At 34.3% G+C, this 22584-nt stretch carries 23 protein-coding genes and 1 pseudogene; 15 read left to right on the top strand and 9 right to left on the bottom strand.

Annotation, left to right across the window (positions count from 1 at the left end):
• The first annotated feature begins 65 nt into the window (after positions 1-65).
• From BUA89_RS03520 to BUA89_RS03495, 6 genes are all read left to right on the top strand, one after another.
• Positions 66-923: an SDR family oxidoreductase gene (locus BUA89_RS03520; RefSeq protein WP_072953233.1), complete on the top strand. Its 858-nt coding sequence runs from the start codon at positions 66-68 to the stop codon at positions 921-923.
• A 209-nt stretch (positions 924-1132) separates the two neighbouring features.
• Positions 1133-2140, top strand: a complete 1008-nt coding sequence (locus BUA89_RS03515; protein ID WP_072953232.1) for a VOC family protein — start codon at positions 1133-1135, stop codon at positions 2138-2140.
• A 129-nt stretch (positions 2141-2269) separates the two neighbouring features.
• The gene (locus tag BUA89_RS03510; protein ID WP_072953231.1) at positions 2270-2713 is read left to right on the top strand and encodes a nuclear transport factor 2 family protein; all 444 of its coding nucleotides are present in this window, start codon (positions 2270-2272) and stop codon (positions 2711-2713) included.
• A gap of 63 nt (positions 2714-2776) precedes the next feature.
• A complete protein-coding gene (locus BUA89_RS03505; protein ID WP_072953230.1) occupies positions 2777-3409 on the top strand; it encodes a nitroreductase family protein in 633 nt (210 codons plus the stop codon).
• Between the two features lie 25 nt (positions 3410-3434).
• The gene (locus BUA89_RS03500; RefSeq protein ID WP_072953229.1) at positions 3435-3812 is read left to right on the top strand and encodes a putative quinol monooxygenase; all 378 of its coding nucleotides are present in this window, start codon (positions 3435-3437) and stop codon (positions 3810-3812) included.
• 596 nt (positions 3813-4408) lie between these two features.
• On the top strand, positions 4409-4672 hold the full coding sequence (locus BUA89_RS03495; RefSeq protein ID WP_072953228.1) for a helix-turn-helix domain-containing protein: 264 nt from the start codon (positions 4409-4411) through the stop codon (positions 4670-4672).
• Positions 4673-5132: 460 nt separating this feature from the next.
• On the opposite strand, the gene BUA89_RS03485 is transcribed toward BUA89_RS03495, so the two are convergent.
• The 3 genes from BUA89_RS03485 to BUA89_RS03475 are packed head-to-tail and all read right to left on the bottom strand — an operon-like array spanning position 5133 to position 7021.
• A complete protein-coding gene (locus BUA89_RS03485; RefSeq protein WP_072953226.1) occupies positions 5133-5753 on the bottom strand; it encodes a hypothetical protein in 621 nt (206 codons plus the stop codon).
• The gene (locus BUA89_RS03480) at positions 5743-6720 is read right to left on the bottom strand and encodes an MvdC/MvdD family ATP grasp protein (RefSeq protein WP_083531581.1); all 978 of its coding nucleotides are present in this window, start codon (positions 6718-6720) and stop codon (positions 5743-5745) included. Before BUA89_RS03480 ends, BUA89_RS03485 begins: the two co-directional genes overlap by 11 nt.
• Positions 6689-7021 carry a hypothetical protein gene (locus BUA89_RS03475; protein ID WP_072953224.1) on the bottom strand — a complete coding sequence of 111 codons (333 nt, stop codon included), beginning with the start codon at positions 7019-7021 and terminating at the stop codon, positions 6689-6691. The genes BUA89_RS03480 and BUA89_RS03475 overlap by 32 nt, the downstream gene beginning before the upstream one ends.
• A 169-nt stretch (positions 7022-7190) precedes the next feature.
• Here BUA89_RS03475 and BUA89_RS03470 point away from each other — a divergent pair, with 169 nt between their 5' ends.
• The 6 genes and pseudogenes from BUA89_RS03470 to BUA89_RS23475 form a co-directional block, all read left to right on the top strand.
• Complete coding sequence (locus BUA89_RS03470; protein WP_072953223.1) at positions 7191-10055, top strand: tetratricopeptide repeat protein; 2865 nt, start codon at positions 7191-7193, stop codon at positions 10053-10055.
• Between the two features lie 108 nt (positions 10056-10163).
• Positions 10164-11810 carry a hypothetical protein gene (locus BUA89_RS03465; RefSeq protein WP_072953222.1) on the top strand — a complete coding sequence of 549 codons (1647 nt, stop codon included), beginning with the start codon at positions 10164-10166 and terminating at the stop codon, positions 11808-11810.
• Positions 11811-12022: 212 nt separating this feature from the next.
• Complete coding sequence (locus BUA89_RS03460; RefSeq protein ID WP_072953221.1) at positions 12023-12355, top strand: YegP family protein; 333 nt, start codon at positions 12023-12025, stop codon at positions 12353-12355.
• Positions 12352-13167: a PIN domain-containing protein gene (locus BUA89_RS03455; RefSeq protein ID WP_143152254.1), complete on the top strand. Its 816-nt coding sequence runs from the start codon at positions 12352-12354 to the stop codon at positions 13165-13167. Before BUA89_RS03460 ends, BUA89_RS03455 begins: the two co-directional genes overlap by 4 nt.
• A 595-nt stretch (positions 13168-13762) precedes the next feature.
• The gene (locus BUA89_RS03450) at positions 13763-14122 is read left to right on the top strand and encodes an Arm DNA-binding domain-containing protein (RefSeq protein ID WP_072953219.1); all 360 of its coding nucleotides are present in this window, start codon (positions 13763-13765) and stop codon (positions 14120-14122) included.
• Between the two features lie 112 nt (positions 14123-14234).
• Positions 14235-14432 (top strand): annotated as a pseudogene (locus tag BUA89_RS23475) (DUF2726 domain-containing protein); the annotation flags it as partial.
• Between the two features lie 408 nt (positions 14433-14840).
• Here the strand turns inward: BUA89_RS23475 and BUA89_RS03440 are convergent.
• The 4 genes from BUA89_RS03440 to BUA89_RS03425 form a co-directional block, all read right to left on the bottom strand.
• The gene (locus BUA89_RS03440; RefSeq protein ID WP_083531580.1) at positions 14841-15368 is read right to left on the bottom strand and encodes an SRPBCC family protein; all 528 of its coding nucleotides are present in this window, start codon (positions 15366-15368) and stop codon (positions 14841-14843) included.
• A gap of 25 nt (positions 15369-15393) precedes the next feature.
• Positions 15394-16263: an SDR family oxidoreductase gene (locus tag BUA89_RS03435; protein ID WP_072953217.1), complete on the bottom strand. Its 870-nt coding sequence runs from the start codon at positions 16261-16263 to the stop codon at positions 15394-15396.
• 183 nt (positions 16264-16446) lie between these two features.
• On the bottom strand, positions 16447-17256 hold the full coding sequence (locus BUA89_RS03430) for a helix-turn-helix domain-containing protein (RefSeq protein WP_072953216.1): 810 nt from the start codon (positions 17254-17256) through the stop codon (positions 16447-16449).
• Between the two features lie 231 nt (positions 17257-17487).
• Positions 17488-18045: a DUF2652 domain-containing protein gene (locus BUA89_RS03425; protein ID WP_072953215.1), complete on the bottom strand. Its 558-nt coding sequence runs from the start codon at positions 18043-18045 to the stop codon at positions 17488-17490.
• 585 nt (positions 18046-18630) lie between these two features.
• Between BUA89_RS03425 and BUA89_RS03420 the strand changes: the two genes are divergently transcribed.
• The 3 genes from BUA89_RS03420 to BUA89_RS23265 are packed head-to-tail and all read left to right on the top strand — an operon-like array spanning position 18631 to position 20271.
• Positions 18631-19365 carry an SDR family oxidoreductase gene (locus BUA89_RS03420; protein WP_072953214.1) on the top strand — a complete coding sequence of 245 codons (735 nt, stop codon included), beginning with the start codon at positions 18631-18633 and terminating at the stop codon, positions 19363-19365.
• A gap of 13 nt (positions 19366-19378) precedes the next feature.
• Positions 19379-19732: a hypothetical protein gene (locus tag BUA89_RS23270; protein WP_228420515.1), complete on the top strand. Its 354-nt coding sequence runs from the start codon at positions 19379-19381 to the stop codon at positions 19730-19732.
• A complete protein-coding gene (locus tag BUA89_RS23265) occupies positions 19717-20271 on the top strand; it encodes a helix-turn-helix domain-containing protein (protein WP_228420514.1) in 555 nt (184 codons plus the stop codon). The genes BUA89_RS23270 and BUA89_RS23265 overlap by 16 nt, the downstream gene beginning before the upstream one ends.
• Positions 20272-20488: 217 nt before the next feature.
• Here BUA89_RS23265 and BUA89_RS03405 read toward each other — a convergent pair whose 3' ends face one another.
• Both BUA89_RS03405 and BUA89_RS03400 read right to left on the bottom strand, forming a co-directional pair.
• Complete coding sequence (locus BUA89_RS03405) at positions 20489-21406, bottom strand: helix-turn-helix domain-containing protein (protein ID WP_072953212.1); 918 nt, start codon at positions 21404-21406, stop codon at positions 20489-20491.
• A gap of 47 nt (positions 21407-21453) precedes the next feature.
• Positions 21454-22356, bottom strand: coding sequence for an SDR family oxidoreductase (locus BUA89_RS03400; protein WP_072953211.1), 903 nt, complete (start codon positions 22354-22356; stop codon positions 21454-21456).
• Positions 22357-22584: the final 228 nt, after the last annotated feature.

Raw genomic sequence — 22584 nt, 5'->3', positions numbered from 1 at the left:
ATGGAAGAAAGCCTGCTGTTCCTGCATCTTTGCCTTATCAGAATAACAATTAAAAATAAGACAAAATGAACAAAACAGTTTTTATCACAGGAACAAGCACAGGCTTTGGAAAATTAACAGCAACAACACTTGCTAGCGCAGGATACAAAGTAATAGCAGGAATGCGAGGCATTTCAGGAAAAAATGAAACCGTAGCCAAAGAATTGGGATCACTCCCCAATATAGAAGTCGTTGAAATAGACGTAACCGATGATTCTTCAGTAAACAACGCTTTCGAAAAAGTACTTGAAAAGTATGGTAGAATAGATGTATTGGTAAACAACGCCGCCGTTTCAGGTTTTGGACTACTGGAAGCTTATAGTTTGGATAGAATCCGACAAATGTTCGAAGTAAATTTCTATGGCGTTATCCGAACTTATCAAGCGGTACTGCCCTCTATGAGAGAACATAAAAGCGGTTTAATTATCAACATAACTTCCGGAGCGAGTGCTCATACCTCACCGTTTATGGTTCCATATTTTGCTTCCAAGTTTGGAGTAGAAAGTATTACAGAAGGTTTACAGGACGAATTAAAACAGTTCAATATCGACAACGTTTCCATTCAGCCAGGAGTTTATCCAACGGAAATGAATACAGGAGAAAAAACAGGAGTCAATGCAGATAAGCCAGAAATCGCAACATTATATGAACCCGTTGCAACAGAACAATTCAATGCTATTGGCTCTGCGTTATTCGGCAAGATGAAAGAATTCAATATGAATCCACAAACCATTGCTGACGGAATTTTGGAATTGATACAAATGAAAGAAGGTTCCCGTCCGTTACGTTTCCCGCTGGACGCCGTAGCCCAGGGAACTGATTTGGAATTCATCAATGCAAGAGCCGAATTGAAAGCCAAATGGCTTGCAAAATATAGCGATTAGCTCATTACAAATTTTATAGACAAAGGTTGAAGAATTACGCTTCAACCTTTTTTTATTCCTAAACATTAAAGCCAGACCTCAAAATGTATATTAAACCAAGTTCATTTTCATTGACATTTGTTTGTTTTTTTTTCAAGCTTTTGTCAATGGAAGAAGACCACTGAATGTTGGAGATTTGCTTTATAAAATAACAACAAAAAAATATCACAATGAGCAATTTAAAAAAACAAATCAAAGCCAACGCAGCAGCAGTAGCAAGTGCACTTTTATTATCAGCAGCAGTTTCAAATACTTCGGCACAGGAAAGAACAGGAATTCTTGGAATCGACCACGTGGGAATAAACGTTCCGGATATGAAACAGGCCGTGAACTTTTTCACTGATGTTTTGGGATTTTCAGCAGTAACAAGCTTAGGTCCGATTCCTTTGGATGATGCGTGGAAAAAGAATAATCATATGAATCCCAAAACTGGTCCAGTATCCTTCAAAATGGTAAAAGCAGGAACGGGAGCCAACATTGAATTATTCGAATATCAGGACAATAAAGGAAGTTCACAACAACCTGGAGGAGACGATATCGGGGCGAGTCACATTGCTTTTTATACCAATGATATCAACAAAAGTGTAGCTTATCTTAAAAGCAAAGGCGTACAATTCTTGGGAGAACCGTTTTTGATGCCATCAGGAGATACAGAAGGTGAAACTTGGGTCTATTTTGTAACACCTTGGGGGTCTAAAATGGAATTGGTTTCTTACCCGAACGGAAAAGGCTACGAGAAAAAAAATCCAGCAACGATTTTGTGGTCACCTAAAGATGCTTTGAAAAACCAAACTGAAAAATCTGATTCAAAACCACTTTCTGAAAATGAAATTAAATCTTTAGTAGAAGGACATTTAGCGATATGGAACGAGAGAGATCTTAAAAAACGTGAAGCATTAATGTCAAAAATCTATGCGGACAATATTGAAATGGTAGACAGTCACTTTATCGCTGTCGGTCACAAAGAAATCAATGGTTTTGTGGACGGATTGCAACAGAAAAGTCCAAATTCTAAATTTTCTCACATCAAAGCGATAGAGGTTAATCATAACATTGCAAGACTCTACTGGCAAAACGGAACTCCTGAAAAACCAGATGCCGTAACAGGAATGGATTTATTCGTTTTTGAAAACGGCAAAGCTGTGAAACTATACGTTTTTGTAGACGGTAAAAAATAAATCCTTCTTTAAACTTCAAATAAGCCTTAACAATAAACAAATCAGTGAATAAGATTTCTTCAACGGGATTCTTGTTTAATTATTCAAAATTTCAATCAAAATCAATCTTTAACATTTAAAATAAATCGTATGAAAGCATCAGTAATCAATCAAAATTCAGCCAACGAAACATTAATCCGTGAATTGTACAGAATCGCAGAAGAACAGGATACCCAAGGTTTTGTAGATCTTTTTGCAGAAGACGGCTATTTCTGGGATGTATCTGCGGGAACAAAGTATTATGGACAAGACATCGGGAAAACGGTAGATGTTTACGCAACAGCTTTCCCAGATATGCACAGGGAATTGTATGATCTTTACGTATTGGAAAACGAGAACACAGTAGTAGTGGAATTATCTTTAAACGGAACTCATAAAGGCCCGCTTGAGTTACCTTCCGGAACTATACCTGCGACAAATAAAACCATGCAGACACCTTGTTGTGATGTTTTCAAAATCGAGAATGGAAAAATAAAATCATTCCATTGTTACACCGCCGCAACGATACTTTTAGGTCAATTGGGCATCTTCTAAATACTTTAAAATCATCAAGGCAAGTGATACCCTATCATTTGCCTTGATTTAAAATCAAATCAAATGAAAAATATAATAGAATTACTGAACTGGAGGTACGCCACAAAAAAAATGACGGGAGAGAAAATTTCCTCCGAAAAAATCAATAACATTTTGGAAGCAGCTCATCTGGCTCCTTCGGGAATTGGGTTACAGCCCTACGAAATCATTGTTATCAGTGATCCCGAAATCAAAAAGAAAATATTCCCTATCGCAATGAATCAGCCTCAGGTCGTAGAATCTTCACATCTTCTGGTTTTTGCAGTCTGGGACGAATATTCCAAAGAGAGAATTGATCATGTATTCGATTATCTTACGGAAAAACGTAATGTTGATTCTACCAAGTATGACAAGCAAAGAGAATTTTCTAAACAGTTTTTTGGGAAGATGAGTATCGAGGACAATTTTCATCACGCAGCCAAGCAGGCGAATATTGCATTAGGTTTAGCTATTGTTGAAGCGGCTGCAGAAGGAATAGATTCTACACCGATGGAAGGTTTTGACCCGATAGCTCTCGACGATTTTTTAAAACTTCCGTCCAAAGGCTTAAGAAGCTCGATGCTACTCGCTTTAGGATACCGAGACCAAGAAAATGACTGGAACCTAAAACTGGAAAAAGTTCGCAAACCATTTGACGAGTTTGTGACCTTTCTTTAATAACTAACTTAAAATTTAAATTTAAATGGATCATTCACAAAAAATTGGGACATCCAATAATCACGATAAAACACAAACAACAGGAATTACGGTAAGTGCTTACTACAAAGTACATCCTGATGACAGACAAATTTTCATTGATGCTGTTATCCCCGAAATGATTGCAGCAAACGAGCTAGAAGGTTGTATATATTATGCCTTCTCACAAGATTTGACAGATGAAAATACATTTCATCTTCTAGAAGGCTGGAAAGATGAAGAAGCTTATGAACGTCACGAAAATTCGGAAACATTCTTGAAGGCTTTGAGTACGGTTGTGAAAAATGTAAGAATTTTAGACCGAGAAGGAGTTCGTTACGACGTTGCAAAAATTCATATTGACGATCCGCGTGGAAAGGTATGATCTATTTCGCTATCAAAAAGCCTTTTGAAATAATTTTCAAAAGGCTTTTATTACACTAGATAAATCATACAACCACAATCTTTCTCCCTATTACTACATTGCATTTTCCAATTGTAAAGGTCAATTACGGTTTACCAATTGGCCTGTGTGAACGATACCGAAAAGGTGTAAAATCAAGAAAAAAAACAAATACTTATTACAAGCATATATTTTTAATATTCTTTCAATATCAAAAAAAAGCAAATAATAGAAATTTGAGAACAATTAAAATTCATAATTAAAATCCTTTGTCAAATCTGTCAAATAGGATAACTTTGCTTTAGTTATTATCAGTTTGTTTGAGAATGGCGTTCAAATGTCCCCTTAAATAGTTAAATTCCTATATATTAAGGCGATTCATATTCTGTATCGAAACATAATAGATATAATCTTTTAAACATTCCCTAAACGTTTCCCGTATCCACTACCGCCTATAAAAATCTTTGTAAATCTAGACTTTTACTACGGACCTCGAAGGAAAAAATAGGCAAGAGAAAGAAAATGCACCTTCATTTGTTCTGGCCTAAGATACTTTTGATTTATTCAAAAAGTATCTTATGGAAATGCTAACAAAACATGATCTTGAAATATTTAGAGTAAGGATAATCTCCGATTTAGAAAAAATGTTGGAAGCCAACCTAAATCAAGCATATGGAGATTTTTCTTGGTTACGTAGTAAAGCTGTTCGGATGATGATGGATATCTCACCTGCCACCTTACAGAACTTAAGAATTACAGGTAAAATTCGTTTCAAAAAAGTTTTGGGTTCATACTATTACAATAAAGAGGATTTACTAAAACTGTTTGAGGATGAAAATTGATGTATCAAAAAACGGTTTAGAATATCTCGATAACATTTGTAATGATGAACGATTAAATGTATGGCATCTCTGTTTATTACTTGCAATAACACGGTTAGCATATCGGCAAAATGAAGGCAGGATTATCCGTGTCAGCAGAAGTAAACTTATGAAAATGTCACACATTGATACCATTCCCACTTATCATAAATATTTCAAGCAGCTTCAAAATTTCGGTTATATAAAATACATCCCCTCCTATCATCCTGGCTATCGCAGTACTATAGAATTGCTATAGTGACCTACTTAATTGATGTCAATCTTTCATACTTACATTTTTTGGCAAAATCCTGGCAGAAAATTTCGCACGGTTCAAAAGAGTGTCTACCGGTAATTTAAATATGGTAGTTCGAGAATGCGTAGAGATCACCACCTAAGATTTAAATGAAACGATGCTCGCTGAAGCGAACTTTTATATACACTAAAGGAAAAAACAAAAATAAAAAACCATAAATGCATATAAACAGATAACAAACATTGCTCTTTTGTAATACTCTTGTGCCATTACCAGATGAGAAACTTTCATATTTATTACATCTTCATTACCCTTTATTATTTTGAAAAATGAAGAAATAATGTCTCGTTTATAAGAGTTTTTATCTCCTGAAATATTTATATCATCATTTCCTAAAACATGGTAGGTTCCCCTTTCCAAAACTTTTACTGAAAACCATACCGTTCTTAGGGTGTAGATTGCTAAAACGATGGAAATAAATACTGAGGTTTTGATAACTCCAATTGGGATTCCTTTACCCCAAATTAATGTATTTGCACCTATTACAATAGTATTAGCTACACTTAAAGATCCCATAAATAGAGCTGCTTTAGATTCAGTACCTTTTCGACGGTCATCTTCTTCTTGATATATCTTACTTTGCAATTGCAATGCAAGATCTAGATTTTCATCCTCGATTTTTAGAACAGGATTTTCCTCAGCTGCATTATCTTCTTCAGATAAATTCTGATCAGAAATATCACTGTCAACATCCTCTTCAAGCAGTGGCCAAATAAATTCTCTAAGTCTATGCAGTTTATCGTTCATCAATTTTATTTTTTAGCAAATTAACTATAGCACCCGAAACATTTAAACCCAGCAATCTCTCAATCCATGCCCACTGACCATTGGGGTTAATTTCAAGAAATATATAATTACCCATTTCATCTAAAATTAAATCAATTGCGCCAAAATTTAAATTTAGTTTTTTCAGCAGATTAATGCATTTAGCGGAAACATCTACTGGCAAGGTACAAATACTGTGTTTCAGACCATTTTGACTAATCCTCCAATCAACTTTTGAGTCGTCAGAATCTTGCGAGTGTATGAAGGCCGCAAAAACCTTATCTCCCACGACTGTCACTCTTATATCCCCTTGCTTTTTTATATGTTTTTGAAAAAATGTTGGACATCCTGCTACACGCTGAGCACTATTTTTATCGAGGTTAACTTTATTCGTAAAAATAATCGCTTCTTCATTTTCTTCATCAGAAATTAGTCCTGTACGAATCGGTTTTATTATACAGTCCTCATCGTTCATTCTATAAAAATTCATCGCTGAATCAGCATTGGTAGTGATCAGGCTAGGTGCGATTCTAAAACCTAAGTTTTTAGCAAGTAGCAGCTGAAATATTTTGTTTTCAGCATTTCTTATATGCTTAACACTATTTAACCAATACGCAGAATTTAGAATTTCATAGATACCTTCAAGGGTATAACTAATCTCATTTCGTACAAATTGATTTTCAGACCTAGTAAGCTCTGAATTATCGGCCCGTAATTCTGGTCTTCGAAAATATACAGCTTTTATATCCAATAGATTTATTTGAATATTAGTAGTCTTATCAAATATTTTAAAATTACCTTCAGGAAAGTCGAAATTTACCTCAACATTATCTCCTAATTCTTCTGTATTTAGTCTATAAAATTCTATTCTTTCCTCTTTTAACCTTTTTACGATAAAGTCCGTTGTAACATCTGTTTTATTGGTTAAAAGGAGTACGCGTATCATCATTTTCCATTTTAACAAGAGTTTTTGTAGTATACATCACATAATCTAAGTGACAGTCATCTTTTTCACCACTTACCTTAGTCCTCGTAATTAAATCAAAAGACAATGCATGAGAATCACTTTCGGACTTAACTTTTGTGACAGTCGCAACTGTCACCATCAAATCAGTCGATGCATCAATTAGCGGGATTTTTGCACCGTCAATTTCCAGCATATTTAGAGATTCTAAAGGGTCATAGTTGTAATTTGGAGCAACATCTGGCTCCGAACGAACAGTTTTATAGTCTAATATTAATGGCTTCATATCTGTAACAGGTATATCCTGTAAAAATAATAATTATCCATTCAATTTTCATCAATAAATAACCCTACATTTTTATTTAACTATAATCCTACATTAAAACAGAGCCATTAGACTAAATTATTTCAATTAATGATATATTTGACTTTAAACTTAAAACTGTTGATTAAAAATGCCAAATATAGACCTAAACTCGATCAAAATTTTTAAAAGAAATGGCGATGCGATTTCAACGAATAGAGGTTTCTATTATCAATACTTATCTTTCTTGAAGAAATGGATAACTAACTTTATAAATGGAGATGACAGTCCAATTTATACGGAAGTTGACAATGATATTAAAGAAGTTGGAAAGAACCTTGTGTTTACACAATTAAAATGCTATAGCTCAGATTTTAGTTTAAATTCAAAAGAGATTAAACATACTTTATTTGACTTTTTTATTACCTACCTTAGGTACAAGCAAAACAACATTACACCAAAATTCTCTTTTCTTACCAATTCTGGAATACAAAAGAGAGAAAAATTGTTGGGAAAGTGGCTTAACAGAGAAGTTTTTGATAATTCTAACGACCTTGAATCTTTAAAAAAGAAAAATAGAGAAATACTAAAAGGCGAATCTAATAAAATAAGGCAAGCTAAACTTAACCGCCAAAATATCTCTTCAATAAAAAAGCTTGAAATCAACGAAAGTTACAAAGCGTTTTGCACTATTCTCTCGGATGATTTAATTGTTGAAGATTTTTGTAGAGCTGTCCACTGGGATTTCGGGGAAATTACGACAGAGGAAGCTATTTTCCAAATTAGGCAAAACATATTATCCTTATTAAAGAACAAACTATTTGGTAATAAGCCGATCGAAATAATTTTTAGGGTTCTTTTGACCGAAATATACAGATGTTCACAGGAAACCGAAGCTTCTATGCGCTGCCTGACAAGCGTAGACTTACAAAACCTTTTAAGTTTAACAGATACTGAAATATCGCAAAGAATTGATTCGAAATTTATACAATTAATTGGTTTCGAATTAGAGGAAATAAAGGATAGAATTAAAGCGGTTGAATCCATACAGGAAAGTCAAGCTGTATTAATAGAAAAGCTAAGACCAAATACATTCGAAAAGCTTGATTTAACATTAGTTCCATATGTCAATGATGTAGAGGAAGTATTTGGTTGGGAAAATGAACTTGAGGAGGTATTTGATATTCTCAACAATAAAAAACTTATTACAATTAATAATTATGGTGGTGTTGGAAAAACGACATTTGCTAAAAAATTTCTTACAATTAACCGCAATAAATTTAATAACGTCGTATGGTTAAATATCGAGAAATCAGTAGAAACTTCATTTGTCTTTAATAACCTGTTGCTTTCTAACTTGCGTATCAAGTTGGATAAGGAAAAAACTGTAGAAGAACAGTTTAATATTATATTGAATGAGCTAGATAAAATTGGAGAAAATAACCTTATAATATTAGACATCCAAGAAAATGACGAGACTAATTCAGCACTTAACAACATTGCTAGTTTAAGAAACTGGAAGAAAATATTTCTCACGCGAGCGAAACTTAAAACGTTAAATCCTTACTTACTTCCGTATTTGGATTATAACAGTGCGATCAGCTTGTTTAAGTTACACTGTTCAAAGGAATTTGACGAAACAGTATTTAAATCTTTTATAAATTATATCGAGTTTAACTCTCTTATCATAGAGCTTGTCGCCAAAACTATTGAGAATGGATTTGATCTAACTTTAGAGTTTGTATTTGATTCCTTAGAAACACAAAATCTAAATAATGAATTGCTTAAAATAGATATTGACCTTTATGATAAGGAGAATAAAGTTACGGCCATATTTGACTTTATTCTACAAAAATTTTCTGTAAAAGGTATCAACGATACAGAAAAGTTCTTTTTGGAGTATCTTGCCTTACTCCCATCTACAGATATTGTCATTGAAGATTTAGTCTTAATTTGTGGCAAGGAATTTTATGATGGTAACAAACTAAGTTATATAAACTCAATTAATTCTTTAGAAAAGAAAGGGCTTGTACAATACGAGAATGATAAGAAAAGTATACGAGTCCATAAAATACTGCAACAAACAATTATATATAGATTAAGAGCTGGGAATAACGATTTTATAGGTTTCATGTTTTATATAACTTGGCTAACGCATAGATTAACCGAAGGTTATAATAATCCAAAAGAATCATTCAGATTTTTAAAATATGCGGAATCAATTTTAAATACCATTAAAGAAGAATATCGGACAAGTATTTATCAGCCGCTTTTAATTCTTGAAAATGAATATTTGCATCTATCATCATTCTTCTTTATACGTGATAATAGCGATGAATTATGGGCAGACCTGATAAGGAGAACTGAAAAATATTTAGGAAAGGATGCGCTTTGCTTGGGAGCGATGTATAACAATCTAGCATCAACATTAAATATTGAAAATTCTTTGGATGATATTATTAAATACCAAAGAAAAGCTAACAATTTATATCTACAACATTCTCGTGATTTTAAAAATGATAATTTATTAATGTATATAACATCATTACAAAATCTGGCTCAAGCATATCTTTTAAAAGATGATCCAGAAAACGTACTCAAATGTCTCCAAAAAGTAGCAGCCCTTAGAAAACAAAATTATTTTTATAATGATGCACAAGTCGGCGTGGGGTACACTATATTATCTGAACTTCACCGCAGGAACAAAAATTTTGATGAATCTGAGTCATTGATTAAGAAAGCTATTAAATATCATAATTCAATACCCAAAGAAAAGAGAAATGAATTTTTATTATCTATCTACTACAATAAATTAGCGGAGAGTTCCATTTTGAAAAACAACTTAGATGATGCAATAATACATCAATTAAGATCTGTAGAAATTCTGGAATCGCAAGAAATCAAAAATATACATGCTGTAAAGATGTATCAATTTCTCATTGACTTATTTAAAATAAGTAATAACCCTGATAACCATATAATTTATAAGGATAAACTTGAATCATTATTAAAATAGAATTGAGAAAGATATTACACATTCTTCCTGCTAAATGACGATTTAGCCCTTAAACGATTTCTAAAGTTTACTCCTCCGAGATACTCTTAAATATATAAAAACAAGTATATGGAAAATTGCTCAAATTCTCACCTGTTAATAGATGACACGACTTACGGATATGACTTAAAAAAGTTATTATGGAAACAGCAATATCATCAACCTGCTTTCAATGAAATGATAGCATTAACACTTAAACTCCTTAATATTGATTTCCAACATTGTGAAGAAAAAGACTTAAAAATATTCTTTACTGAAAATGAAATAAAGTTGTTCGAAGACACAAAACCTATCCAAAAAATTGACAATAAAGAGGTTTTAGCAAGATGGTTTGATGTAATGTTGACTCTAAATAAAAAGCACATTAAAGCCTACATTAAAAAAGCATATAAAAGCTATATCGATGTCTATGAAGCAACTACTGAAATACACTACTTAATACGCTCCCTTGCATTGGTAAAATATGCCAAGAGCTATTTTAATGATCTATATGAAGAGATATTTGAGAAGGCAAAGTTTGCGTTCATTGAATGTACCTCAGCATATTACCAACAGCTCATCATAATTGAATTATTATCTATCTATGGACAGAATAGATGCCAGGTAGAGTTTAATGAGTACATAGATCAAAAAATACTTCATTATATTACAATTAAAGATTTTCGTTCGGCAAGATTTTGTATTAGATCATTACAACTCATTGGCACATTAGACAGAAATCAATGCAATATTGAAATGGCTGAAAATTATGAAGCGGAAGGAGACCTTTATGTTTCAGAAATGCAGCCCAATACCTACTATCCGACGATTTCTGCAGTATACTTAAAGGGCTTTAGATTGATTGCTTCTGCACATGGATGTCAGGAATTACACAATAGGCTTCAACGAAAAGTTGCCAAATTTCAACTTGAGGACTTTCGTACAATTCAAGCAGCCGGCGTTCGTCTTATTCCAGAAATTGATATGGCCTCGATTCATAAAAATGTGCTAGAATTGAATCTAAGTACATCAAGTCTTGCATATCAAGCTTTGATAGAACTACCGATGATTTCAAACTCAGCAGTTGAGCAATTGGCAAAGTCCGATAGAGAATCTGCCATGGGATTATCCCGATTCTTCTCAGAACAGATCAAAATATCAAAAAAAGGCGCACAAGTCGCATCCGAAGATATTAACCAAAGCCACTTTAGCAATGCACGAACCTACTTGCGAGAGAGGCTAATGGCTTATATTTATTTTGTAAAGGGAAACTTGGACAGCTATATTGATATGAATTATGCAATGGTAGCTAAACTTTTAATAGAATCAAAAAGTCCATTTGTTCCGGAAGACAGATTGCATATTTATAGCTTAGGAATTACGGCTGGTTTTCAAAACGATTTTGTCACAGCCGCCCATCTACTTATTCCGCAGTTAGAAAATAGCCTTAGACACTTAGCTGTCTCAAACGATATCATTGTAACAACTTATGACAAGAGATTTCATTTAGAAAATTTATTAGGAGGCTTGATTGCTAAAGTCCGCCCCTTGGGTAATGATGATATTATTGAAGAACTGGATAGTTTCCTTGTCAATAACAGCAACGTCAATTTTCGAAATGAAGTGCTGCATGGACTGCTGGAGACAACGCTTGTTCATAAGTATGGACTCTATGCTTGGTGGTTATGTTTGAAACTGATACTGAAAACGAAGCTAATTTTCCCAAATATAAAATAGAAGTTATAAAGTACTAAAGTCAAATGGGCTATTCTTGCCATATTAAGTACGATCAGATTGAATAGTTGTTTATATAAGATTTAATTTCCTTCATTTATATGAAATCTTTAGAAATTTAAAATCAAAACATTTTTATATATAAAAAGTGATGCAACAGTTCTGTTATTATCATAACATGTTTTAAATTTGAGAAAAAGTTCAAAATATAAAAAATGGGAAAATTTGTAGTCCATAAGAGATTCAACGGCGAATATCAATTTAATCTTAAAGCTTCGAATGGTCAGATAATTTTATCTAGTGAAGGTTATATTACTAAAGTTAACTGCTTAAACGGTATCGAAGCAGTAAAGGCAAATTCGAAGAATGATGATCGATTTGATAGAAAAAGTTCAAGTAACGGAAAATATTACTTTAATCTGAAAGCTTCTAATGGTCAAATAATCGGAACTAGTGAAATGTACGAAACTGATTCTGCCAGAGAAAATGGAATACAATCTGTGAAAGTAAATGCCAGCACTGCTATAATTGATGATCTTACCTTATGAGCATGCCAGTAGTTTCGGTGATTCAACCTATCCTTGCCAATGGAGTAAGATTACTGATTGACACAAATATATATCTTGATTTTTACCGTAGTAACAAAGATTCAATTCAGCTTTTGAGTGAATTATCAAAGCATCTTGATAAAATAGTACTAACTGACCAGATTATTCAGGAATTTGAAAGAAACAGAGAGGTTGTGTTGAAAACTTTAAGAGCAAGTTTTGAATCAGAGTCACGCTTAAAATATATTTCAAGCGCATTTCTACAAAACTTACCCGAATTTGCTACGCTTCAAAAAGCGCAAAAAGATTACGACAAATGTCGAAGAGACGTCATCTCCTCAATAGATACCATCATTGATTCTCCTGAAAAAGATCCCGTTTATTCTTTTTTTTCAGACATGGTCAGTGTATGCCGATTGAATAATGCAATTTTGAACACAACCGATGAAATTATCGAAAGAGCGCACAAGCGAAAACTTATTGGAAACCCTCCCACTTCATCGGGATTTTCAATTGGTGATGAAATTAATTGGGAGATCGTCATTGCGAATTTAAAGGAGAATATTATTCTAATCGGTAGAGATAGTACCTATACAACTAATTTTTCTTTTCTTAAAAGGGATTTTCATAGAAATACTGGTTGCTTAATAACAAAGCTTACAAACAGTATTACCGAAGCTTTAAAAGAAATTGGTGTCGTCATGACCGCTGAGCTTGAAAACGTTGAGCAGAAAATGATTGAAGAATTAAAAGTTTACAATGAATTTTGGACGACTCCAATTACTAAAGAGGAAAAAACCAGCGAAAGGTAGAACTTCGTATTTTATTTATTTCATATATTTGGCTAAATAAATTAGTTGTTCTTTGTAATCGTCGATAAATATTTACTTCCTCAAATTTACAAAACGATTAGTGGCAAATTCATGGCAGTAAATTAAACATACTTATAAAAATTGGGTTTAAAGTAATTTGGAAGAGGTGGTTCGAATCCCTCCCTTTCCGCTGAGACATAAAAACGCAGTGTGAGGCATGGAAAATAAGATTGTGGCAGAATCGTGGCAAAATGATTCTTTAACAGTCGCAAAACAGCTCTAACAGGGCTAAAAACAAAGAAAGTTCCAGTCCCTCACTCTCCGCTTAGTGTGAAAGTTAAAACTTTCAAAAACGCTTAAAGTTCTTTTAAAAAGCTGTAATTTAATTTATTACAGCTTTTTTTGTGTTTTTATGTGTCGCAAAATTTTCACAAATGCTCATAATATTTGTGGCAGAATCATGGCAGTTTTTATTTAGAAAAAAAACTACCACAAAAACAGATGTAATCCATTGATTATTAACAGGTAAAATAATTTAACATCTTGATTTTCATGTGATTTAATTCGAATTTTATTAACCCTAAAAAATCGAATTATGTTAGAAAGTAGTTTTGGCGTAAATTTTTTCCTTAAAACGCCTTGGAAAAAATATGATCAGTTGAGATTTGTATACCTTCGTATTACTGTTGAAGGTGTCTCAAAAGAGATTTCAACAAAAAGGAAATGGAATATTGTACGATGGAATCAGAAGATGGAACGTGCAATAGGAACAAAAGAAGATGCCGGGTCATTGAATCATTTCTTAGATTTTATAACTACGGGAATCACTAACTTTAGAACAAAGCTAATTAATAGTTCGGAGACTATCACAGCAACTAAACTTATTGAATATGCTCAGGGGAAATCTTACAGCAAAGCTAAGGTTCTAGAAGAATTTCGAAGCATCCAAAGCTAAAACCTCACGAACACGAAAAAGGGGATTAGACTTGGATAAAATGTAAAAATGAAGAAGCAGCTCATTCGCTGCTTCTTTACTAAATCCTGAAGAGGAACGTTACGCAAGATATTACGCCACAAATCTTGATTTCCTGATCTACAATAAACTGGGAAAAAATCCTGTATTAGCCATAGAAGTAGATGGATATGAATACCATAAACTAGAAAGCCGACAAGCCGAAAGAGATATCATGAAAAATGAAATTTTGGAGAAGTATGGAATTCCGTTGGTAAGGTTTTCGACCAGGGGAAGTGGGGAAAAGGATTAGCTTATTAATAAACTAAATCAATTTAAATAGCCAGATAAATTAAACTAACACTGACTAATTCAAATATGGCGAGATATGCTTCGGATATTTCGCAACATTTAATCTTGTTGTCTCGCTTAATTAATTTTATTTTTTATCGTTTTTTGAGACTCTAATTAAATCATGGTAATGATATACTTAATTGTACCATAAATTGCATAATGTTACGGTAGTTAATGCCCAAACAATCTTTGATCTTCATTTAAGAAAAATCATTTTGTACGCCAAAGTATATAATTATCATCTTTTTTTAGCAACACTATATTTCAGTGTCCAATTTTAACAAGTTAAATCCGGAAGAGCTATACTCTATCCGGACTCAACTTATAAATCACTAAAGCTATCAATGTAACTATTGTAGCTATAGTTCTACTTTTTCTCCGCTCTTACTTTAAGGTTCCTTAGCCAGATCTGCAGTGAATTTTCCAAGCCTTTTTGAAACGTATTGCTCATTAGAGATACCAGCCATCCTTCCATACTTTCTTCAACTTTCACTTTGGTTTTTCCATTATGCTCAACAAATGACCAGTTGTGTATCGCAAATGCTCCGAAAGCTTTACCTGTCCAGCCGATTTTACGTCTCTGCTGTACTGTATGCAGAGTAGAATGAATCGTCAATCCTCCACTTTTCCAGTCAAAAGTGCTGCCTTTTTCGAAGGGCCCGTTTAGTTTAGCGTCTTTAACATCACTATGCCAATCCGTCCAATAATTGATACCACTCATAATCCCACAAACCTTTTGTGCAGGAGCATTTATTGTGATTTCCTGATAAGTTTTCACAGGAGCTTTCTTATTGATAGATTCTGACACATTGTATGAGGTAAATATTTCAAGGCAAGTAAGTGTTATCACGACTATTCCTATTATTAAAATAAAACTATAAACTAACTTTTTCATATTGATTATTGTTTTGATTATTAAATTATTTGAAAAAGTTTAAGTGATCCTGAACAAATTGCTCGAAGTCTATCGCTGGCCTTTCTGTTATATCATGAACCGTATTAAAAATTTCTGAAGCCTCTCCTCTTGCATAATGAGCATAATCTTCAATAAGACCTCCGATCTGCCATTCCGGAAACCCGACGGCCTTTAATGCTTCCTGCATCTGTTCGGTATTTAAATCAACATAGGTAATGTCTTTCTCCAGTAGACGGGAAAAAATTTCTGCCATTTGGAAATGGGTAAGAGATTGCTCTCCTGTTATATTGTAGATCTTGTCTTCATGTCCAGCCTCTGTAAGCACTCTTGCCGCTACGCCTGCAATATCCCGAATATCCACTGCACTAACAGTTGCGTTTCCCAATGAGCCATAAAATTTTCCCTCATATTTAATGGAATGTCCAAACGCTAAAAGACCTTGCATAAATAAATTAGGGCGTAAAAAAGTATAATTCATTCCTAACTCCCGGATCCGGTTCTCAACGGCAGCATGATACCTGAGAAAACGCACCGGTGATGCTTCTTCAGCAGCCAGTTGAGATAATTTCACAATATGCTTCACACCTGCTTTATATGCTGCATCGACAAAATTGAGCTGAAGCTCTTCGGCATGCTCTGAAGAGTTGGTAAGTAAAAATATCTTCTCGATTCCTTGTAGCGCTTGAACAAGGCTATCAGTATCGGATAGATCACCGACCGCTACTTCGGCCTGCGGTAAATTTGCCATTAGGTCTCCCTGATCATTATTTCGAACAAGAACTTTAAAAGGTACGTTCATATTCACCAATTGTTTAACAAGCTGTGTACCCACACTTCCTGTTGCTCCTGTAATTAAAAGATTTGTACGTTTCATATAAATTGTTTTTTAATACTCCAAAATTCGGTTTATTAAAGAATCAAAAATTGTAAGAAAACGAAGATGCACATTGAGTACAGGATAGAAAATATTTAAAAAAATGTCGATCAGCATTTTTTATGATAGCTGACCGACATCTTTTATTATGTTGTATAGATTTAGAAAAAAATAAAATTCTGATTAATTCTTAGGATCACAGATGGCTTCCTGGAATTTTAAATATTTTGACGGGCTAAGATGAATATAATATTTAAAATCCTTAATCAGCTGGCTTTGATCATAATAGCCGCACTGATTTATTATATCAAACCAATCAACCTTAGTATTTTCGCACGAAATATTCTGAACAACCTGAATGGCTTTTAAAAAACGTTGATACCGGCAGATTTCCTTTGAGGTATAGCCAAAATGTTTCTTATGGCTACTTTGGATCGATCGCTCAGAAAGTTTGTTCTGTTTGGAAATTTCTTTTATCGGGCTGAAAGTAGTCCGGTCAAAAACAGCGATCTGCTCAGCAATTCCATTCCGGTTTCGTAGATAAGGTCGGCAAAATTCAAGTATTTTCTGAACCCGATTTTCATTACAGCCGATATCTTTCAATACAGACCAGAGCGATGTAAAACAATTTTGATGAAGTAATTCGTCAGGATCCATTTCCAGTCCCTCTGCCAAATCTGCATTACCAAAGAACCTAAAAAAAGCATCATCTTTAAAGTTACAGACCAAGATTTCCGCATCTGCTGGAAGTACGTAATTAAAAGCATGTTTTATAGGTCCCAATACAATACATTTTTCAACTTTGATCTCTTCTTTATTTTTAGAAATAAACGATGCCGGAGTGCCAAAACTGAAAATCATTATCGTCTGATACGAAGGTAAAAGTGTTTTTTCTACGGTTTCTCCAGATCTATTTTCCGCACAATAAAAATGCGAAAAAACATCTTCAAATTCTGTAGGAGCAGATATTCGGTAACTAGTATAACCTTCCATATTTCTAACTTTTGGAATTAAACCATCAGCACTTTGAAGTACTGTTTGATCTTATTGTGCTACTATAGAATTTTAACCAAACAAATATATTTAAAAATTCACAATGCTGTCTACCAATAAAAGCCGTTGATTTTTATATCAACGGCGATCGCTTACGCATGAAAAATTAATCCCAAGCCATAAACCCTTCGTAGGCGAAATAAATTAATGCAATGTAAAAGCCATATTTAATTAATTTTTTAGCTGCCTTATAGCTTTTGAACAATACCGGATTGTAAGCTGATCTGTCGAATGTTGTTTTTGTTGTTTGTTCCATTTTGTTTTATTTATTATGGTTGTTATAAAATTGTCCTCCGGTTGATAAGAAATATAGAAATATTCTTTTTCTACTCCAAAGAATGTCTTCGAAACAATAGCATTGGTCATTAATACATAGGTATTACTTGCTATATCGTTTTTCAACAGTGCATGCGCCTTAACGACGGGCTCTCCATATAATTTTTTAAAGGTACCAATGGTATATTCTGAGAAAGTTCCGTAGTGTGCTATTAATTTTAACGATAAGCCTAATTTATATCCAAGTATAGCCTCTATTTCTTTAAGTTTTATTGTAAAGCTTCTTAGCATTGTTTCGTACAGTTTTAAGATTTTCTGCGTAGAGGGCTTTTTACCAAATTTGTAAAACAATATGGCATCGCCTTCGATTTCGGACACGTTCATCTTCAATTCATTAGCTTGCAAAATTGTAGAAAGTAGTTCCTTGTGATATAGCGACCTGCTTCGATGCAAATACTATTAACAAATTCGGTATAACCACTTATGTCTGGAATGATAATAATTCCTCCTTCAACCCGAATGTTCTTGTTTTCTGACAAATATTGCTTATATAAATACTCCATGATGTCACATTTTTAGTTTTTTCTGAGACAAATTTACATTCATCAATGGAGCAGAAATTGTAAGAAAACGAAAAAAGCTTTCAGGTTAGACAATCCTGAGAGGAATTACACTTAAAATTTAGTTAATGATATACTTAAATGTACCATACGCTTTTAGTTATATAAAGTTACGGCAATTAATCCTTAAAAAATCTTTAAACTAAGTTCAATTTAAATCACTTATAAAATTTTTAAGGTAATGATATATATACTTTACTATACCAGTATCCAAATTAAATTATTTTGCTTTTTTTTAAGCTTCATACAGGAGCTTCGCCAAAGGTAATTCGTTCCAGCACGACAGTGTAATAATGATCTTTATAGATGCATTTCAGCCCCTATAATGATGATAATCTGGATACAACCTATGCCAATTCGGCTATTTTTTCTGCGAAAACAATTAAGAACTTTGGCATATAATTAAAACAGAAAAAATATGCTAAAAGGAAAAGTGATCGCCATTACAGGAGCAAGTGCAGGAATCGGGAAATCTGTTGCAATTGAATTGGCTAAAAATGGTGTAAAAGTTGTTCTTGGTGCAAGGAATACACTGGAGCTGGAAAAGGTTGTTAATGAAATCAAAAACCTTGGGCAGGAAGCTATCTTTCAAAAGGTAGATGTAACGAAAAAAGAGGACTTGGATAAGCTTGTTAATATGGCTGTTGAGCGTTATGGCACTTTGGATGTCATCATCAACAATGCCGGAATAGCCAAACTCTCCAGAATAGATCAGCTTGATACCAAAGGTTGGAATGAAATGATCGATATAAATTTAAAAGGCACTTTATATGGAATGGCGGCGGCGATTGCTGTATTTAACAGACAAAAATACGGGCATATCATTAATATAATTTCAACTTCCGGATTGAAGATTGTGCCTACCCAAGGAGTTTATGCAGGAACAAAAAATGCTGTTCGTACAATTACAGAAGCATTCCGCCAGGAATCCGAAGGAAATATACGGATTACCGGGATTTCGCCGGGGTATGTTAAAACAGATTTTGCCGTCAAAAGTGTTGACACTGAACCTTTAAAAACAGCTATTTCGTATACCGTAGACCAATTGGCCATAAGTCCAAAAGCTATAGCAGATGCGGTAATTTTTGCAATAAGCCAGCCAGCGAAGGTAGAAATTGGTGATATTGTTATCCGTCCGTCGGCTCAAAATTGATTATATTTGAATAATGGAATCGCAGACAGTACATCATATTACAACTGTATCACAGTTGGTCCGGGAGCTTGGACTGGAAGCACCAGCGCATCCTCTTGTTACAGTGGTAGACTATAGTACTGTTTCAACTGGATTGTTGGCTAAGGGACAAAAAATAAGCCTTGACCTGTATAAAATTTCCTTTAAACCCGATTACAGAGGTCAAAGCAGGTACGGTCAGGGATATTACGATTATGAAGATGGGGGGCTTGCATTTTTAAACCCAAGCAGATTGTTTTTTTTCCTGAAGATCCAAATAATTTTCAGGGCTTTTCCTTATACTTCCATCCCGATTTCATTAGAAACTATGCATTGGGAAACGCCATAAACCACTTTGGCTTTTTCTCTTATGCAGTTTCTGAAGCATTGTTTTTGTCTGCGAAAGAAAAAGATATTATTTCGAATTTATTTACTTCTATTACTAATGAATTGGATACTAATATTGACGCATTTACTCAGGACGTATTGGTTTCACAGATAGAACTCCTTTTGAATTATAGCAACCGCTTTTACAACCGTCAGTTCATCACAAGAAAAGCAATAAACAACGATATCGTTGACGCTTTAAACAAACTTTTAGAAGTATATTATGATCGGGGAAATTGTTTAGAGATGGGCATTCCGTCTGTACAGTATATCAGCAAAGAGCTGAACCTCTCACAACGCTATCTCAGCGATTTGCTGCAATCGGTAACCGGTTTGAACACCCAGCAGTATATACAAAATGTAATGATTGAACGCGCCAAAGATAAGCTTTCAACAACTGAACTTACCATTAGTGAGATTGCCTATGAGCTAGGGTTTGAGTATCCACAATCATTCAGCAAATTGTTTAAAAACAAGACAAACATCTCCTTTAGCTTTTAGAAAGTCTTTTAATTGATGCGTTATCAAATTGATCCGTCAAAGCATAATTATCCATTATAATACCGGATTATTTACTGATCTGCAATTCAAAGCTGTACAATATTATAAATTAATTAACGGATTTATCATTTCCTCTTTTCCGGACGAGAAAAAGATTTACTTTCAATTTCTAATGCAACTGAAAACAGATACAGTTCATACCATAAAAAGGTATTGATTAATTAAAAGATTTACGAAATTCCATTGGGGAAATATTCGTTTTCGCCTTGAACAGTTTATTAAATGACTGTGAATGTTCGAAGCCCAGTTCATAAGCGATCTCACTAATGGTAAGTTCAGTTGTAGAAAGTCTCTCTTTAGCTTTTTCGATTACTTTCTCGTGGATGATCTGCTGCGTGGTTTGTCCTGTCAGTGATTTGAGTACCCCCCGCATATATTGTGTCGACATATGTAGCTTCTCAGATAGCAGCTGTACCGTAGGTAACCCATGCTTTATGATATTTTCTCCTTCAAAATACTCATTAAGAAAGATCTCCAGCTTCTCCAAAAACTGATGATTAGCCTTCTTACGTGTTATAAACTGACGCTGATAAAAACGCTGGGAATAGTTAAGCAGTGTTTCCAATTGCGAGACAATAATATTCTGGCTGAACTGGTCTATATTGCTCTGATATTCCTGCTTAATGTTTTCGATGATCTGCTGCATTTTTAGTTCCTCCTCTTCTGATAAAAACAGCGCTTCATTCACTGAATAATCAAAAAATTCATATCTTTTGATCAAAGCGGAAAGTGCCGTGTTCCAAAGAAAGTCAGGATGGATCATCAGCATCCATCCCGAAGGATTCTTACCTTCTTCTTCACGTATTACACTTAGCACCTGATGCGGCGCCATGCAGAACATCACACCTTCGTCAAAATCATAATCCTTCTGGCCGTATCTGTACTTGTGGTTCATGTCACGTTTTACCGAAATCATATAAAAATCGAATATCAGCCTCTGTTTTCCGATCCTGGAAGGCTTTTCCATGTCTTCAAAATTGATCACGCTGATCAGTGGATGCTTTGGTGCCGGCAAACCTCGCAGCCTATGAAATTCGGAAATGGTCTTCAGTCTTAGCGGTTTGTTATCGGACATGATTTTACAGATTTTAGTATTAAAATGAATAAATACAAAAATACAAATTATTGATGCTCAGAAAAATAACATGAATCTTTCAAATCTTCCAGTAAAGTTGGGTGAACCGGATTCCAGCCCAATGCCTTCCTTGTCTGAATACTGGAGCTTAGATTGTCCAGCTTTGCAAAATGTGTAAACCAAGAAAAATGTGACTCAGCTTCATGTGAATTCAGGGAGACCAAAGGGATATTTAAACGTTCGGCAATTTCAGTGGCTACCTTTTTAAGCTGAATACCCTCTTCTGCTACAGCATGATATCTGGTTCCCTTTTCAAATGGTTTCTCCAGAGCTAAACGGTAAAGCTTTGCAGCATCCAAACGGTGGACAGCTGGCCAGTGGTTATTTCCGTCACCAATGATGGCAGAGACTCCTTTTTCCTTTGCGATTTTGATAAATAGCGGAACAAAACCGATTTTATCTCCTTCACCATGTACAGATGGTGATAATCTGATCACGGCAACATTCACGCCTTTTGCGACCTGATCGTCAGCGGCATTTTCAGTTGCAATTCTTGGGTGCGGATGATTAACGCTACGGTCATGCTCTGTTGTAATGCCATCTTTTGAAAAAAGTGCTGTTCCCGAAGTGATCAGAAAGGGCTTCTCTGTACCGACCAAAGCATCTCCAATAGCATTGATCACTTCCTTATCCAATTCACACATCTCCTGAAAACGCCCAAAATCATGAACAAATCCTAAATGTATAACAGCATCCGCAGCCTTAGCTCCTGATTTTAGGCTCTCAAAATCAGTCAGGTCGCCATAATAGGCTTCTGCTCCTGCCTCAATTAATTTCTTTGCAGATTCTTCTGATCTTGCAAGTCCAAGAACCTCGTGACCGGCTCCTAATAATTCCTGGACTACAGCTGTTCCAACGAAACCTGTAGCGCCTGTTACAAATACTTTCATATCCAATATTATTTATGAAGCAAAGTTCAGGTTTGACGGGATGATACATGTAGCCAAAAATAGCTTTGTTGTATCCAGAATTTATAAAAATACAAAACTTGAAATCAAAGGCTAATTTAAATTTTCTGCTTCTTTATTTCTCTGATGATATTTTACCTATCTAAAAAGTCCCGCAGAGGTTATCCGCGGGACTTTTTACAACTATTTACGGAGAAATGCCGTTATTAA

Source organism: Chryseobacterium arachidis (genome assembly GCF_900129245.1).
Classification (GTDB): Bacteria; Bacteroidota; Bacteroidia; order Flavobacteriales; family Weeksellaceae; genus Chryseobacterium; species Chryseobacterium arachidis.
This window is presented reverse-complemented; position numbering and strand designations above follow the sequence as displayed.

Coding starts and splice junctions, on each gene's coding strand:
- BUA89_RS03515 (WP_072953232.1), top strand. CDS start 1,133: ATGAGCAATTTAAAAAAACAAATCAAAGCCAACGCAGCAGCAGTAGCA.
- BUA89_RS03485 (WP_072953226.1), bottom strand. CDS start 5,753: ATGAACGATAAACTGCATAGACTTAGAGAATTTATTTGGCCACTGCTT.
- BUA89_RS03405 (WP_072953212.1), bottom strand. CDS start 21,406: ATGTCCGATAACAAACCGCTAAGACTGAAGACCATTTCCGAATTTCAT.
- BUA89_RS03455 (WP_143152254.1), top strand. CDS start 12,352: ATGAGCATGCCAGTAGTTTCGGTGATTCAACCTATCCTTGCCAATGGA.
- BUA89_RS03510 (WP_072953231.1), top strand. CDS start 2,270: ATGAAAGCATCAGTAATCAATCAAAATTCAGCCAACGAAACATTAATC.
- BUA89_RS03460 (WP_072953221.1), top strand. CDS start 12,023: ATGGGAAAATTTGTAGTCCATAAGAGATTCAACGGCGAATATCAATTT.
- BUA89_RS03450 (WP_072953219.1), top strand. CDS start 13,763: ATGTTAGAAAGTAGTTTTGGCGTAAATTTTTTCCTTAAAACGCCTTGG.
- BUA89_RS03500 (WP_072953229.1), top strand. CDS start 3,435: ATGGATCATTCACAAAAAATTGGGACATCCAATAATCACGATAAAACA.
- BUA89_RS23270 (WP_228420515.1), top strand. CDS start 19,379: ATGGAATCGCAGACAGTACATCATATTACAACTGTATCACAGTTGGTC.
- BUA89_RS03465 (WP_072953222.1), top strand. CDS start 10,164: ATGGAAAATTGCTCAAATTCTCACCTGTTAATAGATGACACGACTTAC.
- BUA89_RS03495 (WP_072953228.1), top strand. CDS start 4,409: ATGGAAATGCTAACAAAACATGATCTTGAAATATTTAGAGTAAGGATA.
- BUA89_RS03470 (WP_072953223.1), top strand. CDS start 7,191: ATGCCAAATATAGACCTAAACTCGATCAAAATTTTTAAAAGAAATGGC.
- BUA89_RS03440 (WP_083531580.1), bottom strand. CDS start 15,368: ATGAAAAAGTTAGTTTATAGTTTTATTTTAATAATAGGAATAGTCGTG.
- BUA89_RS03420 (WP_072953214.1), top strand. CDS start 18,631: ATGCTAAAAGGAAAAGTGATCGCCATTACAGGAGCAAGTGCAGGAATC.
- BUA89_RS03480 (WP_083531581.1), bottom strand. CDS start 6,720: ATGATGATACGCGTACTCCTTTTAACCAATAAAACAGATGTTACAACG.
- BUA89_RS03435 (WP_072953217.1), bottom strand. CDS start 16,263: ATGAAACGTACAAATCTTTTAATTACAGGAGCAACAGGAAGTGTGGGT.
- BUA89_RS03520 (WP_072953233.1), top strand. CDS start 66: ATGAACAAAACAGTTTTTATCACAGGAACAAGCACAGGCTTTGGAAAA.
- BUA89_RS03430 (WP_072953216.1), bottom strand. CDS start 17,256: ATGGAAGGTTATACTAGTTACCGAATATCTGCTCCTACAGAATTTGAA.
- BUA89_RS03400 (WP_072953211.1), bottom strand. CDS start 22,356: ATGAAAGTATTTGTAACAGGCGCTACAGGTTTCGTTGGAACAGCTGTA.
- BUA89_RS03475 (WP_072953224.1), bottom strand. CDS start 7,021: ATGAAGCCATTAATATTAGACTATAAAACTGTTCGTTCGGAGCCAGAT.
- BUA89_RS03505 (WP_072953230.1), top strand. CDS start 2,777: ATGAAAAATATAATAGAATTACTGAACTGGAGGTACGCCACAAAAAAA.